The following is a 15,253-nucleotide window of genomic DNA, read 5'->3' on the forward strand; positions in this document are numbered from 1 at the left end:
TCTGTTACACTTTTTGTAACCCATAGAATGGAAGCAACTCATGCATATACTTGGCGTAGATATTGGTGGCACAGGCATTAAAGCCGCCATCGTAGATTCAAAAACTGGACAGTTAATTAGCCAACGACAGCGAATCACCACACCGCAACCAGCCACACCTCAAGCCGTTGCTGCTTGCATGAAACAAATGGTAGCTTTTTTTAATTGGCAAGGACCCATTGGTTGTGGCTTTCCCGCCACCGTGCATCACGGCGTCGCCCAAACGGCATCAAACATCGACCAGAGCTGGATTGGCACCAATGTTGAGTCGCTATTTACTGAATATACCGATTGCCCCTGCTATGTACTCAACGACGCGGATGCAGCTGGTATGGCTGAAATGGCCTTTGGTGCTGGGATTCAACACCGCGGTGTCGTACTAGTCGTAACGGTAGGCACCGGCATTGGTAGTGCGGTCTTTGTCAATGGTCAGTTACTCCCAAATACTGAATTGGGTCACCTCATTCTCAATCATCAAGTCGCTGAACATTACATCAGTGCACGAGTGCGTGAGACCGAAGATTTGAGCTGGAAAAAATGGGGAAAGCGCTTCGACCTATATTTACAACGCTTAGCATTTTTAATGTCTCCCGATTGCTTCATTATTGGTGGAGGGGCCAGTAAGAAATTTGAAAAATATTCGGCTCAACTCACGGTAAAAGCGGAAGTATTATCGGCCCAAGGACTCAATCAGGCGGGGATTGTAGGAGCTGCAATGTATGCTCTGCATCAACAGTAGCAAACAAGACTGAAACCGACGTTAGCTGAACAACAGAAGCCGTTTTACTCAGGACATAAAAAAGCCCCACATCATCGATGCAGGGCTTTCATTTGGAGCGGCACATCGGGTTCGAACCGATGACCTCAACCTTGGCAAGGTTGCGCTCTACCAACTGAGCTAGTGCCGCTTAAATCTTTACCACTATTTAATATGAGTGAGTATTCAACCAAGGTTGCGCTACTCTTTATTCCCACACTGAGCGAGTGCCGCTTAAATCTTTACCACTATTTAATATGAGTGAGTATTCAACCAAGGTTGCGCTACTCTTTATTCCCACACTGAGCGAGTGCCGCTTAAATCTTTACCACTATTTAATATGAGTGAGTATTCAACCAAGGTTGCGCTACTCTTGATTCCCACACTGAGCGAGTGCTGCTTAAATCTTTATCACTATTTAATATGAGTGAGTATTCAACCAAGGTTGCGCTACTCTTTATTCCCACACTGAGCGAGTGCCGCTTAAATCTTTATCACTATTTAACATGAGTGAGTGTTCAACCAAGGTTGCGCTACTCTTTATCCCACACTGAGCTAGTGCCGCTTAAATCTTTCTTACAGCTTCAATTATCTGTAAATAACTAAAACTTTAAATTGGAGCGGCACATCGGGTTCGAACCGATGACCTCAACCTTGGCAAGGTTGCGCTCTACCAACTGAGCTAGTGCCGCTTAAATCTTTATCACTATTTAATATGAGTGAGTATTCAACCAAGGTTGCGCTACTCTTTATTCCCACACTGAGCTAGTGCCGCTTAAAACTTTATCACTATTTAACATGAGAAGAGTGTTCAACCAAGGTTGCGCTACTCTTTATCCCACACTGAGCTAGTGCTGCTTAAATCTTTCTTACCGCTTCAATTATCTGTAAATAACTAAAACTTTAAATTGGAGCGGCACATCGGGTTCGAACCGATGACCTCAACCTTGGCAAGGTTGCGCTCTACCAACTGAGCTAGTGCCGCTTAAATCTTTATCACTAATTAATATGAGTGAGTATTCAACCAAGGTTGCGCTACTCTTTATTCCCACACTGAGCTAGTGCCGCTTAAATCTTTATCACTATTTAATATGAGTGAGTGTTCAACCAAGGTTGCGCTACTCTTTATTCCCACACTGAGCTAGTGCCGCTTAAATCTTTATCACTATTTAATATGAGTGAGTATTCAACCAAGGTTGCGCTACTCTTTATTCCCACACTGAGCTAGTGCTGCCTACATAAAAACGTGAACCGAAACAGTTCATGTCTTTCAGGGCTGCGAATTATACGAGGAAAATTCGCCTTTGCAATAGTTCCTCGGTAAAAAAACAGCCCGAAGCAACTGTTTGCTTAGTTTTCGCCCAGCTTGAAGAAAGTTTTTTGATAATGACGCATTTCAGCAATCGATTCGCGAATATCATCTAAGGCTAAGTGGGTGCCACTTTTGCTAAAACCATCTAAAATCTCAGGTCGCCAACGACGAGCTAATTCTTTGACCGTACTCACATCAATGTTGCGATAATGAAAAAACTTTTCGAGTTCTGGTAAATAGTGATGCATAAAACGGCGATCCTGACCGATACTATTACCGCACATCGGGGATACCCCCTGAGGCACCCATTGTTTAATAAAATCGATGGTTTGCAAGGCAGCTTGCTGTTCATCAATCGTGCTAGCTCGAACTCGTTTAACCAAACCGGAGCCATTGTGAGTATTAGTGCACCATTCGTCCATCCCCGCCAGTACCGCGTCAGATTGGTAAACAGCTATCACTGGCCCTTCGGCAAGGATATTTAATTGAGCATCGGTCACAATACTCGCAATCTCCAAGACACGATCATTCATGGGCTCGAGACCAGTCATCTCCATGTCCACCCAAATTAAATTCTGTTCACTAACAGTCATGTTGCCCCATTATATTTGGAAATATTTTCCGCAAAGCTTTGTTAAGCGGTATCATAGCGATTTATTACCCTTACTTGAATAGCAGTTTTCGTGACCAAGAGAAAGAAACTGAGCCAAGGACAACTTCGACGTGTACGAAGTAACCAACAAAAGCGCTTAAAAAAAGAAGATAATCACCAATGGTTAGATGAGCAATTAGGCTCTCAACAAGAAGGAACGATCATCAGCCGCTTCGGTCAACATGCCGATGTGGAGGCCAACGACGGAGAAATCTTTCGTTGTAATATGCGCCGCTCAATTGATTCTCTGGTAACTGGTGATGAAGTCGTATGGCGCGCCGGAAACGAAGAACAGTCTGGTATTCGAGGGGTCATTGAAGCCCGCCACGAACGACGATCGGTACTCACCCGACCTGATTTTTACGACGGTATCAAAGCCATTGCGTCCAATATCGATCAAGTCGTCATCGTCTCCGCGGTACTACCTGAATTTTCGACGAATATCGTCGACCGTTACCTTGTCGCGGTAGAAGATGTCGGTTTAGAACCCGTTATTTTACTGAACAAGATAGATTTATTAGATCCCGAGCAACAAAAAATCATCCATACGCAACTCGAGAACTATCGGCACTTAGGTTACAAAATAATTTATGCCAGTACCAAGCAAGAACAAGGCTTACAAGAGCTAGCCCAACATTTGGTCAACAAAACTAGTATTTTTGTGGGCCAGTCTGGCGTAGGAAAAAGTTCTTTAGTAAATAGTTTACTACCAGAACAAAGCATTGATACCAAAGAAGTATCCGAACAGTCTGGCTTGGGTCAACACACCACCACGACCGCGCGTTTGTATCACTTAAACTGCGGAGGAAGACTCATCGATTCTCCGGGAGTTCGCGAATTTCAACTGTGGCATTTAGAAAAAGAACGAGTGGCATGGGGATTCATCGAATTTCGTCAATGGTTAAATCAATGTCGTTTTCGAGACTGTAAGCACCAAGGAGATCCCGGTTGCGCTATACAAGAAGCCATAGAATCAGGCAAGATCAAACAACAGCGCTTTGACAGTTACCTACGTTTATTAGAAACAATGGAAAATAATAAGCCGCCTCGAACCATTCCCGGAAACAAATTCAATCAATAACGAGAACTCAGAGTGTTAGATAAAATTAAAGTTGCCGCCCAATACTGCTTCCCACAACATGGATTGTCACGTCTAGTCGGCAAGTTGGCTCAAGCTGAAGCTGGCAAATTTAGTCATTGGCTGATTAAAAAATTTATTAGTCGCTATCAGGTTGATATGCAAGACGCCTTAAACCCCGATCCCGCTAGCTATCCAAGTTTTAATGCCTTTTTTACTCGCCCGCTAAAACCTGACGCTCGTCCCATTGTAGATGGAGCGCAAAACCTTGCACATCCAGTCGATGGTGCAGTGAGTCAACTCGGGCCAATTCAGCATGGCCGAATTATTCAAGCGAAGGGTCATGACTATAGTGCCTGCGAACTACTTGGCGGAAATAAAGCCTTAGCGGAAGAATTTTCTGATGGTGATTTTGCAACCATTTACCTCGCACCAAAAGATTATCATCGTATTCACATGCCCTGCGATGGCAAACTGAGAAGTATGATCTACGTCCCTGGTCAGTTATTCTCAGTCAACCCACTAACTGCCGCCAATGTGCCCAATTTATTCGCCCGTAACGAGCGAGTGGTCGCAATTTTTGACACCGAATTTGGCCCGATGGCGATGGTCTTAGTTGGAGCAACCATTGTTGCCAGCATAGAAACCGTTTGGTCGGGAACCGTCACCCCACCTCGCGGCAAGCAAGTTTTTAGTTGGGATTACCAAGACCAAGACCTTCACTTCGCTAAAGGCGACGAAATGGGACGATTTAAGCTGGGTTCGACGGTCGTCATGTTGTTCGCTAAAGACGCCATCGAATTTGAATCATCACTGGCAGAAAGTATACCAACGGTCATGGGGCGCCATTTCGCCTCCAAAGCCTAAAATAGAAGCCAAAATATGTTTGACCAGTCATCCAGCATATTTTGGCTTTATCCCATTATTTATTCTGATTAAAAACTTAATGCAAGTTCACTTGCTTTAATCTTGGCGACCAAAAATGAATCTAACTGTTGTCACTCGCAGGCTCATCCTATCGATACTATTATTCAGCGTTAACGTGAGTGCAAATATTGGTGGTGATACTCAACTGCAAGGACTGATTAACTCGATAGACGTTCAGCCAAATAACCTCAATAACCAACAGCAACAACTCATATACGAAGAATCCTTAGCCCTATTGCATGAGGGAGACAGCTATCGCGAACAGGCCAAGCGATATCGCGATGTGATCAACAATTTTTCAAGCCTAAGGTCAGCGCTGCAAAATCAACTCAATCACTATCAAGCGCCCGAGTTCGACTTAACGATATTAGATAATAACCAGATTAATCAACAACTAAGTCAATGGCAGAATAAACTCAACCAAACAAATACTCGGATAGACGAACTAAAACAAAATCAGTATCGAATAGATTTAGACGTCAGTGAGAATCACCAGCGTAGTGGACCTCTGAAACAACAGCTTACGAACGTACGCAACAAGTTAGAAAAACTTCAATTTGGTGTACTCAGTGACATTGAAGAAGCACAACGAGTCAAAGCGCAAGTTACCGAGGCCAGTTTAACTGCCCAACTGGCAATGCTTGAATTAGCAGCGCAAAGTGCCAATCACCGCAATGAATTGTTGCAACTTGAAATTACTCTAGCGCAACGTAAACAGGTAGCCGAAAAACGCTTAGTAGAACAGCTCAAGAACCAAATGGCTATCGGGCATCGTGCAGAAACCAAGCGTCTCTCCGCCCAATTAGCTTTTGAAGCACCTGAACTGCTCAAACAGGTTTATGTAAAAGACTTAGTCGCACAAAACCAAAACCTTCAAGCCCAACTGGCCGCACTATTCGAGCAAGGCGAACAAATTGCTCAGCAACAACAAGCCGTGAATGATGAGTTAGAACATATCAAGCTCACCTTCGCCAACTTCAAAGAACAAGTCTCGTGGTTAAAAGTTACCCGTTCCTACGGAGAATATTTACGCGAGCAAATCGCCCGCTTACCCAAGCCAAAGACACTCGCGCCCATAGAGCAACAAATCGTAGACGTGCGGATCAACAAACACCGCCAACAAAATGTCTTGTATAGCCAACGAAATCAAGCAGAGGTAAGCGAACGACAAAAGGTATTAGCGCAGTTGAGCCCTTCCCTACAAGACGTCGTTAATCAACAACTTAGTCTAAATCAACAGCTATCCGACAAGTATCTCTTAGAATTAGACACTCGCCTATTTGAACTCGCTCGTTTAAAACTCGATTATTCCCGCCTCAATGATGAACTGAGTACCATTCACCAAGAAGCTAACCAAGAACTGTTTTGGACCGCGGATGTCAAAGCCATCGATCTTAGTTTTTTTACCGAGCTGCGAGATGCGGTTTTATGGTTACTTCATCCCCAGCAACGCATGCAAGTGGTTCAGGCAATACAACAATTGTCTTGGCTATGGCTAATTTGGTTAAGCACATTAGCTGCCAGCGCAGTCTATGTGGCCTATTTGAAAAAGCATTGGCTAAAAGGTTACCTGCAACGCATCGACTCAAAAACCGGCAATATTACTCGGGATAAATTTGCCTACACCCTCAGTAATATGCTGTTAAGCGCCGCCGTTGCCACGCCTCTCGCTCTATTGATTGGGAGTGTCGGCTTTGCTTTAAGCTATGACTGGCAATATGCCTTTGCTCGTGATTTTGGTAAAGGCTTAATGAGCGTTGCTACGACGCTTTGGTTATTCCATCTGGTGCAACAATTTTGCCAAAAGAATGGCTTACTTAATACCCACTTTAAGTGGCCACTGGTCAACATCAGCCAAGCGATAAACCTGATCCGTCATGTGACCTATATCAGTTTACCGCTCATATTTGTGCTAAAACTATGTATCGTGCAAACCAGCCAACCCGCTTATAGCGCCTTGGCTCGCCTAGCTTTCATCAGTCTACTCATTTGGCTTGCTTATGGCTTTCATCGACTCTATCGCATCAAGTTACCCGTCAACTACCGTTTAGATATTTTTAAGGCGCCACAATTAGCTCAGAGGCTAATTTGGGGAGCCGTCATAAGTATTCCCTTACTCGCCGCATTCGCTGCAGCGGCTGGTTTTTTTGCCACTGCATATACCGTCTATTGGCAAGTCCTTGTGAGTACCATTATCGCCAGTGTGTTCCTTCTAGCCTATTTCCTGAGTCATCGCTGGATGTTATTACAGCGTCGCAGAATTGCCTTCGAACGTGCCAAAGCGCGCCGCGTAGAGATGATCGCACAACGCCTCGCGGACCAGGGTGAAGACGAAAACCTGCAGCTATCGAATGAAGGCGCATTCGATGCAATTGAAGAGCCAGAAATCGACTTAGATACAATTAGCGCACAATCCTTAGGCCTATTACGGGCGGTACTATTACTCGCCTTGATTTTAGTGTTGCTGTGGAGTTGGTCTGAAATGACCAGTGCCTTTTCGTTTTTAGATAACATCACCCTATGGGAAAGCAATACCAGTCGTGCGGGCGTAGCGATGGTTGACCCGATCACGCTACGTTCGTTAGGCTCCGCCTTATTAGTATTTTTATTTGCAACTCTATTAATTCGCAACTTGCCTGGCCTACTAGAGCTCATGGTATTACAGCATTTATCGCTCAGCCCAGGAACTGGCTTCGCCATTACCACCGTGATCAATTACTTAGTCATTCTATTCAGTATTTTCACTGGATTTGGATTATTAGGCATCGAATGGGCGAAACTACAATGGTTAGTGGCCGCACTAACCGTTGGCTTAGGTTTTGGTTTACAAGAAATCTTTGCCAATTTTATATCTGGTTTAATCATCTTATTTGAAAAACCAATCCGCATCGGGGATACCGTCACCATTCGTGAACTCACAGGGAATATTTCAAATATTGAGACTCGCGCAACAACCATTGTTGATTGGGACAGAAAGGAAATTATCGTTCCAAATAAGGCATTCATTACCGAGCAATTTGTTAACTGGTCACTCACCGATCCCATCACCCGCGTGGTATTAACGGTGCAAGTCAAACAAGGTAGCGATAATCAATTAGTTACTCAGCTATTACAAGACGCAGTCAATCATAATAGTCTGGTACTGGCTAACCCAGCTCCCGAAGTTCACTTTACCGAGTATACAGATCATGGAATGAAATATGAGATGCGAGTCTACGTAAGTGAGATGCGTTATCGTTTACCAATGGCTCACGAGTTTTACACTTTGATCAACGACAAGTTTACGACAAATAACATCGATATCGCCTACCCACAATTAGATGTATCTCTCAATAAGCCATAAGTTGTTTGGGTAATGTAGATGCTGTTCATGGCTTCTGACACTCGATTATTCTCGGGTCGATTAACCTTTACTGGTTGTTTTTTCAGCCGTAGCTTACTCATTTTAACAAGACCGACCGATGCCAATAAGCACCAGAATGAATCGCAGAAGAACGCAGTATATATGAGCAATAAGCGCTACCCGAAGGGTTCGGCCAAAAGCGTTTGAGATCTTCACTTAAATAAGGAAGATTGAGAGGTGTTCACTTAGCTCGCTAAGTAAATATACCTGTCATTTCAAATAAGACGCTTTTATCTCGAACAAAAATTGACCTAAAAGATCAACGGCCCCGAGAGATATATAAAGTATGACCTCATCTAAAAATATAAAGCTTGTTGTTTGTTTCATCATCCCACTCATTATTTTAGCGCTCCCCACGAGCCTGATCCCACTACCTGAACTCACCGTGGTTCAACACCGTATCATCGCCATATTCGTGCTAGCAGCCTTATTATGGATTTTTGAACCGGTGCCAGTATTTGCCACTTCACTTCTAATTATTACACTAGAATTAGTGTTGATCTCCAATCAGGGGATCAGTGCCTTCATTACCGATACAGGCCCAAGCCCCATGGGTGATTTATTGCCCTACACGAGCATTTTTGGCGCTTTTTCTTCGCCCATAATCATGTTATTTATGGGCGGATTTTCGCTCGCTATCGCCGCCTCAAAGTTTGAGCTAGATAACAACCTCGCTCGAGTACTACTGAAACCCTTTGGTAAGCGGATCCCTATGATAATGCTTGGGATTATGTTAATCACTGCAGTCTTCAGTATGTTCATGAGCAATACTGCCACTACGGTAATGATGCTTGCGATTGTGGGGCCTATCATTGCCACAGCGCCACGTACCGACTTAGGGATGAAAGGCTTGGTTCTAGCCATTCCTGTTGCCGCTAATACGGGGGGAATAGGCACCCCCATTGGCACACCACCCAATGCCATCGCCCTACAATATATTCCTGAAGGGCAAATCACATTTGCATCTTGGATGGCCTTTGGCATTCCTTTTGTGGTGATCCAGCTGGCAATTGCCTGGGTCATCTTATGTAAACTTTATCCTTCTAAAACAGGGATATTAGAACTCAAGCTAAGCGGTTGTTTTCAACGCAGTGCTCGCGCTTATATTGTTTATAGTACCTTTGCTCTGACCATTTTATTATGGTTAAGCACCGCTTGGCATGGCATGAATAGTTATGTGGTCGCGATTATCCCACTCGCAATATTTACCCTCACCGGTGTGATCGGTAAAGAAGATTTGAAACTGTTCAACTGGGATGTCTTATGGCTGGTTGCAGGCGGTATCGCCATGGGAATGGCCTTGGAAAAAAGTGGTTTAGCATCCAAAATCGCCACCTCTATCGACTTCACGAGTTTGCCAACCTTAGCGGTGATTGTGGTGTTATCACTCATTTGTGTGGTCATGGCCAACTTCATGTCAAATACCGCGACAGCAAACTTAATCATGCCCATTGCTGCAGCAGTAGCCACCAGCTTAAACGGATTAGACGGCGACGCTGGTATTACAACACTGCTAATCATTGTCGCCTTATCAGCCTCACTCGGCATGATGCTTCCGGTTAGTACACCACCAAATGCTTTAGCCTACTCAACTGGCTTTATCGAAACCAAAGACCTAATTAAAGTTGGCGGGATTATTGGAGCAACCGGACTTAGCCTGCTCTACATCGCAATGATGCTGTTCCTGTAATATTAACGCCTCAAACAACGGATTGGTAAAGTTGACGGCTTTTTGGAACAAAAAAGGTGACCGCTTTACCAAGTCCGCGCGCTTTGATTTGTTACATTTTGACCGTAAAACCATTGCAAATTACCTCTAGTTGCCCGTTACCGTTAAAATTGAACTTGAAGTGTTTGCACTCTTCTTGCTCTCCGACTTCACCTTGCTTTATATGCTCAGCCAGCCAAGATGAATCTTTAATCAAATGGCTTCTATCGTATTTTTCGCCTTCGATGAAGGTTTCGATCGTTTGCCATTTAAAGGCAACAACATCAGAAAAGAAAACTTCACGTTGGACTTCTTGCCAATCTTTGAATCTCAGGACTAAATCCCCCTCAACTATATAAATGTCTGGGAATTCAGAATCAGCGGTGGAAAACCCTGAATCGATTATTTCTGCTCGTTCCATGCTCGCTCATTTTTGAAATGTAACAGCATACTTGCACGCTTCTAAAACGCTTAAACAAGTAGATAAGTACCTACCAGAATAAATATTAAACCGATAAGCGGGAATTTAAGTGAATGAGTATATTGAACTAGGCACGCTCAATACTAAAGCTTTGCACCTGCTGGATATGGGTTTGCCCAAACGCTAACATCAACAAACGGTCGATGCCCAGAGCGACACCAGCACAAGCTGGCAAACCAGCTGCTAGGCCCGCTAAAAATCGTTGGTCAAGCTCAGCTTCAGCTAAGCCATTTACTTTTCGATAAGCCTGATCGTTCGCGAAGCGTTCTGCTTGTTCTTGGGCGTCGGTCAACTCATGAAAACCATTGGCTAATTCTATCCCCTTGTAATACAGCTCAAAACGCTCAGCCACTTGCGGATCAGTACTAGATATTTTAGCTAAGGCAGCTTGTGAGGCTGGAAAATGGTATACAAAACAGGGACGCTGCTGCGCAATATGAGGCTCTACGCCGAGACTAAACAACAACTGTAAAATCGTATCGCGTTCAGGTTCTTTAGCCACCAAGTCAGCCACGCCTAATTCTTTCGCCGCCACCATAAATTGAGCGTGCTCAGCCTCCAGAGGATTAAAACCTAAGTGTCGCTCAAAAGCCTGCCGATAGCTTAAGCGCTCACAAGAACCACAGCCTAATACCAACTCCAACAACTGTTCCATTTCATCCATTAACGCGAAATGGTTATAACCAACGCGATACCACTCCAGCATCGTAAATTCAGGGTTATGGTAGCGCCCAGCTTCTTCATTTCGAAATGCCTTGGCAATTTGATAAATACAACCACTCCCCGCAGCCAGCAGACGCTTCATATGAAATTCAGGCGAAGTTTGTAAATATAAAGGCATAGTTTTTGGCGCGGCAGGGCCGCTTAAAGTGGTGCAAAAACTATGTAAATGGATATCACTCACACAGGCTTGACTCAATGCTGGAGTATCCACTTCCATCACCTGACGCTGATAAAAAAAATGTCTTATTTTACTAATAATTTCAGAACGTTGTTTTAATAATTCTACACTTGCAGAGGGTTGCCAAAGAGCTTCAGACATGCAATCTATTCCTAAAATAAGTTATTTTTTGAGCGCCATTTTCTGGCATTTTCGCATCTAAATCGGGAGTTATATCGCAAAAGCCAAATTATCTCCACTGAGCACCCAAAGTAGCGCTACTTTTTGATTTTAGTCAAACGGCAAAAACTCAATAGCTTCACAATCAACTGTAGGCTTATTTCGTATGGAGAAAAGCGTGGAAGTAATCAAAACCGATGTCGCCATTGTTGGCGCTGGGGGAGCAGGCTTAAGAGCTGCGATAGAAGTTGCCGAGCAACACCCCGAATTACAAGTAGCTTTAATTTCTAAAGTATATCCAATGCGCAGTCATACAGTTGCCGCCGAAGGAGGGGCTGCAGGTGTTGCTCAGGATCACGATAGTTTCGATAATCACTTTAACGACACCGTCTCTGGTGGCGATTGGTTATGTGAGCAAGACGTCGTCGATTTTTTCGTTGAACGAGCCCCTAAAGAGCTCACCCAACTGGAACATTGGGGTTGTCCTTGGTCTCGTCGCCCGGATGGGAGCGTCAATGTACGACGTTTCGGTGGCATGAAAATAGAACGCACCTGGTTTGCCGCCGATAAAAGTGGTTTCCATATCCTGCACACCTTATTTCAAACTTCAACCAAATATCCCAGCATTAAACGTTTCGATGAACATTTCGTGCTCGACTTAATTGTTGAAGACGGGCAAGTGAAAGGTGTCATTGCATTGGATATCGCTGAAGGTGTCGCTAAACTCATCCAGGCAAAATCGGTGATCATTGCCACTGGTGGTGCTGGCAGAGTTTATCGTTTCAATACCAATGGCGGGATTGTAACTGGCGACGGTATGGCCTTAGCCTATCGTCATGGCGTGCCGCTACGCGACATGGAATTTGTCCAGTATCACCCAACTGGTTTACCCGGTTCAGGCATCTTAATGACCGAAGGTTGTCGCGGCGAAGGTGGGATCCTTACCAATAAAGATGGTTATCGTTATCTACAAGACTACGGTTTAGGGCCAGAAACACCTGTCGGCGAACCTAAAAACAAGTATATGGAATTAGGCCCTCGAGACCGACTCAGCCAATGTTTTTGGCAAGAAGCACAAAAAGGCCGCACTATCGAAGGACCGAATGGCGACTATGTGAACCTCGATCTCACTCACTTAGGCGAAACTTACCTGCACGAGCGCCTCCCCTTTATCTGTGAACTAGCCAAAGCCTATATGGGTGTTGATCCCGTAAAAGAACCGATCCCGGTTCGCCCAACGGTGCATTACACCATGGGTGGGATTGAAACCAACGGTCGTTGTGCAACCTCCATGAAAGGCCTTTATGCCGCTGGAGAATGTTCTTCGGTTGGTTTACACGGTGCCAATCGTCTGGGCTCAAACTCTCTGACCGAAATCACCGTATTTGGCCAGGTGGCCGGTGAAGAAGCAGCCAAGCATGCAATAAGCAGTGAACATAGCGACAGCAGCAGTTTACTGGTGCAAGCGGAGCAAACGCTCGCCAAGTATCAAGCGCTAAAACAAACTCAAGGAAGTGAAAAACCAACTGATATTCGCAATGAACTAGGCAGAACCATGGAAGCGGGAGTGGGTATTTACCGCACCGAAGAAACCATGCAACAAACTATCGATAAAATTGCAGAATTAAAACAGCGCTACAAAAATATTCAATTAGTGGATGATAGTGAAGTATTTAATACCGAATGGCTGTATGCCATTGAACTGGGTTACTTACTAGACGTAGCTGAAACAATGGCGATATCTGCAATTAATCGGAAAGAAAGTCGTGGATCTCACCAACGGATCGACGGATACGAGCAGCGCGACGATCAAAACTACCTCAAACATACCCTCGCGAAATATCGTGCCGATATGGCACCCGAAATTAGCTATAGCGATGTGAAAATTACCAAGTCAGCTCCCGCGGAACGCGTTTATGGTGCGGCGGCCGATGCCCAAGATGCAGCGAACAAAAAAACGGAGGCAAACTAATATGGCTGAAGTGATGAAAATTAACATTCTTCGGTATCGCCCCGAAACCGATAACGAACCCGTGTGGCAAAGCTATGATGTTCCCTATACTCAGGAAATGTCGGTATTAGAAGCCTTGGCATATATTAAAGATGAATTGGACCCAAGCCTTAGCTATCGCTGGTCTTGCCGAATGGCTATTTGTGGTAGTTGCGGCATGATGGTCAATGGCATTCCAAAGTTAGGCTGCAAAACTTTTTTGCGAGACTACCCCAAAGGAATGAAACTGGAAGCTTTAGCGAACTTCCCAATCGAGCGCGACCTAATCGTTGATATGAGTGACTTCATCGCGAAACTTGAAGCCATTAAACCCTATATTATTAATGACCAAACTCGCGCTATTGAAGATGGTTGCCACAATCAGTCACCCAAACAAGTGGCGCAATATCGTCAATTCTCGATGTGTATCAACTGTGGTTTATGTTATGCCGCCTGCCCTCAATATGGTTTGAATAAATCCTTCACAGGACCTGCCGCTCTAGCGTTATTGCACCGCTATAACCAAGACAGTCGTGATGCAGGTAAAGCTGAACGGATGAAAATTGTAAACGCTGAAGAAGGCGCTTGGGGATGTACTTTTGTGGGTTATTGCTCCCAAGTTTGTCCTAAAGATGTCGATCCCGCAGCAGCCATTCAACTCGGTAAAGTCGACAGTGCGAAAGACTATGTCATTGCCATGTTCAAGCCAGGAGAATAGTCATGACAAAACGTAAACCTTATGAACGTAAGATGGGCGCGACCTGGTGGCTAAAAAATACCTTTCACACTAAATACATCATTCGTGAAGGCTCCAGTTTAGTCATCGCTATCTATAGCTTTGTCTTGTTATTTGGCCTATTTCGCTTAAGCCAAGGCAGCGAAGCCTTCAATGGTTGGTTGGACACCATGAGCCACCCCTTATGGCTAGCATTTCATCTGCTCACGCTGGTATGGACGCTCTACCATAGTGTGACTTGGTTTAGTTTAGCACCTAAAGCTGCAAACCTTTGGCTGGGACAGAAACGAGTACCCGACAGCTGGATCATCTCCAGCTTGTATGCTGGATTAGCCGTCGTCAGCTTAATTGGTTTAATCTTAGTTTTGATATAGGAGACAACAATGAAACGTTCAAACGAACCAGTGTTTTGGGGCATGTTTGGAGCCGGCGGCATGGTTGCAGCTCTGTTCACTCCCATCGCTATTTTAATTACCGGAATACTGGTTCCAATGGGAATCATCCCAGTCGAGCAGTTTTCCTATGAAAGACTACTCGGCTTTTCACAAAACTGGATTGGAGCAGCCGTTATTTGGCTTGTGATTAGTTTACCACTATGGCTATGTATGCACCGCCTCTACCATACCTTACACGACTTTGGTATTCATGCCGGGAACTTGGTTAAGGCGATATTTTACGGAGTGGCTTTTGCTGGCTCGGTAGTCTGTGCAACCTTATTACTACTCGGTTTGTTGTAGAAAAAGCGGGCTAATAATTTAGCCCGCCTTTATATCTCGCTGACAATTGATTTTAAGAGAGGCAATTTCCAAAGCTAACTTTCGTTCTCGCTGCTTGAGCATATCCAACTCAGCTTCCTTACAAGCTAACTGTTCAAATACTCCGGTCGGATAATCACCCGAGTAATTAGCAAAACTGATTTTATTTGAGTACCTTCTATTCACATGGCCAATGGACGAATCAGACACAACTTTCATTAGGTAACCTTTTTATCATTAAAATACCGTGAGTTAATCATTGCAGACAATGCTGAATTACGCAAAGTACAAAATTGATCTAAATCAAAAATATTTTATTCGCAAATTTTTTCAGCTGGCAAAGATAATTTTCTAC

The 15,253-nt window shown here is 44.4% G+C and carries 13 protein-coding genes and 3 tRNA genes; 9 read left to right on the forward strand and 7 right to left on the reverse strand.

Translation table 11 applies throughout. The features are described from left to right. Nucleotides 1–40: 40 nt before the first annotated feature. Nucleotides 41–778, forward strand: coding sequence for a polyphosphate--glucose phosphotransferase (gene ppgK, locus ACRRSX_RS19470; RefSeq protein ID WP_432455931.1), 738 nt, complete (start codon nucleotides 41–43; stop codon nucleotides 776–778). Between the two features lie 93 nt (nucleotides 779–871). Here the strand turns inward: ppgK and ACRRSX_RS19475 are convergent. From ACRRSX_RS19475 to orn, 4 genes are all read right to left on the reverse strand, one after another. Beyond that, nucleotides 872–947: transfer RNA gene (locus ACRRSX_RS19475), tRNA-Gly, on the reverse strand. Nucleotides 948–1,412: 465 nt separating this feature from the next. Next, nucleotides 1,413–1,488 (reverse strand) — tRNA-Gly (locus tag ACRRSX_RS19480). Between the two features lie 217 nt (nucleotides 1,489–1,705). Next, nucleotides 1,706–1,781 (reverse strand) — tRNA-Gly (locus ACRRSX_RS19485). Between the two features lie 365 nt (nucleotides 1,782–2,146). After that, entirely contained in the window at nucleotides 2,147–2,701 is a 555-nt protein-coding gene (gene orn, locus ACRRSX_RS19490; RefSeq protein ID WP_432455930.1) for an oligoribonuclease, read from the reverse strand. 90 nt (nucleotides 2,702–2,791) lie between these two features. Between orn and rsgA the strand changes: the two genes are divergently transcribed. From rsgA to ACRRSX_RS19510, 4 genes are all read left to right on the forward strand, one after another. After that, complete coding sequence (gene rsgA, locus ACRRSX_RS19495; protein WP_432455929.1) at nucleotides 2,792–3,841, forward strand: small ribosomal subunit biogenesis GTPase RsgA; 1,050 nt, start codon at nucleotides 2,792–2,794, stop codon at nucleotides 3,839–3,841. Between the two features lie 12 nt (nucleotides 3,842–3,853). Continuing rightward, nucleotides 3,854–4,705: an archaetidylserine decarboxylase gene (asd, locus tag ACRRSX_RS19500; protein WP_432455928.1), complete on the forward strand. Its 852-nt coding sequence runs from the start codon at nucleotides 3,854–3,856 to the stop codon at nucleotides 4,703–4,705. Between the two features lie 115 nt (nucleotides 4,706–4,820). Continuing rightward, on the forward strand, nucleotides 4,821–8,108 hold the full coding sequence (gene mscM / locus ACRRSX_RS19505; RefSeq protein ID WP_432455927.1) for a miniconductance mechanosensitive channel MscM: 3,288 nt from the start codon (nucleotides 4,821–4,823) through the stop codon (nucleotides 8,106–8,108). Between the two features lie 346 nt (nucleotides 8,109–8,454). Next, entirely contained in the window at nucleotides 8,455–9,858 is a 1,404-nt protein-coding gene (locus ACRRSX_RS19510) for an SLC13 family permease (RefSeq protein ID WP_432455926.1), read from the forward strand. Nucleotides 9,859–9,949: 91 nt separating this feature from the next. Here the strand turns inward: ACRRSX_RS19510 and ACRRSX_RS19515 are convergent, their stop codons facing one another. Both ACRRSX_RS19515 and epmA read right to left on the reverse strand, forming a co-directional pair. Further along, the gene (locus ACRRSX_RS19515) at nucleotides 9,950–10,297 is read right to left on the reverse strand and encodes a hypothetical protein (protein WP_432455925.1); all 348 of its coding nucleotides are present in this window, start codon (nucleotides 10,295–10,297) and stop codon (nucleotides 9,950–9,952) included. A gap of 127 nt (nucleotides 10,298–10,424) precedes the next feature. Beyond that, nucleotides 10,425–11,399: an elongation factor P--(R)-beta-lysine ligase gene (epmA, locus tag ACRRSX_RS19520; RefSeq protein WP_432455924.1), complete on the reverse strand. Its 975-nt coding sequence runs from the start codon at nucleotides 11,397–11,399 to the stop codon at nucleotides 10,425–10,427. 196 nt (nucleotides 11,400–11,595) lie between these two features. On the opposite strand from epmA, the gene frdA reads away from it, so the two are divergent. Genes frdA through frdD form a run of 4 tightly spaced genes read left to right on the forward strand, consistent with a single transcriptional unit; the run spans nucleotide 11,596 to nucleotide 14,880 of the window. Continuing rightward, nucleotides 11,596–13,389, forward strand: coding sequence for a fumarate reductase (quinol) flavoprotein subunit (gene frdA, locus ACRRSX_RS19525; protein WP_432455923.1), 1,794 nt, complete (start codon nucleotides 11,596–11,598; stop codon nucleotides 13,387–13,389). A 1-nt stretch (nucleotide 13,390) separates the two neighbouring features. Beyond that, complete coding sequence (locus tag ACRRSX_RS19530; RefSeq protein ID WP_432455922.1) at nucleotides 13,391–14,125, forward strand: succinate dehydrogenase/fumarate reductase iron-sulfur subunit; 735 nt, start codon at nucleotides 13,391–13,393, stop codon at nucleotides 14,123–14,125. Nucleotides 14,126–14,127: 2 nt separating this feature from the next. Beyond that, nucleotides 14,128–14,517 (forward strand): fumarate reductase subunit C, encoded by a 390-nt coding sequence (locus tag ACRRSX_RS19535; RefSeq protein ID WP_432455921.1) that lies wholly within the window; start codon nucleotides 14,128–14,130, stop codon nucleotides 14,515–14,517. 9 nt (nucleotides 14,518–14,526) lie between these two features. Further along, a complete protein-coding gene (gene frdD / locus ACRRSX_RS19540; protein WP_432455920.1) occupies nucleotides 14,527–14,880 on the forward strand; it encodes a fumarate reductase subunit FrdD in 354 nt (117 codons plus the stop codon). Nucleotides 14,881–14,898: 18 nt separating this feature from the next. Here frdD and ACRRSX_RS19545 read toward each other — a convergent pair whose 3' ends face one another. After that, nucleotides 14,899–15,117: a hypothetical protein gene (locus ACRRSX_RS19545; RefSeq protein WP_432455919.1), complete on the reverse strand. Its 219-nt coding sequence runs from the start codon at nucleotides 15,115–15,117 to the stop codon at nucleotides 14,899–14,901. Between the last annotated feature and the right edge of the window lie 136 nt (nucleotides 15,118–15,253).

Source organism: Agarivorans sp. QJM3NY_30, from assembly GCF_050870855.2.
Lineage (GTDB): Bacteria > Pseudomonadota > Gammaproteobacteria > Enterobacterales > Celerinatantimonadaceae > Agarivorans.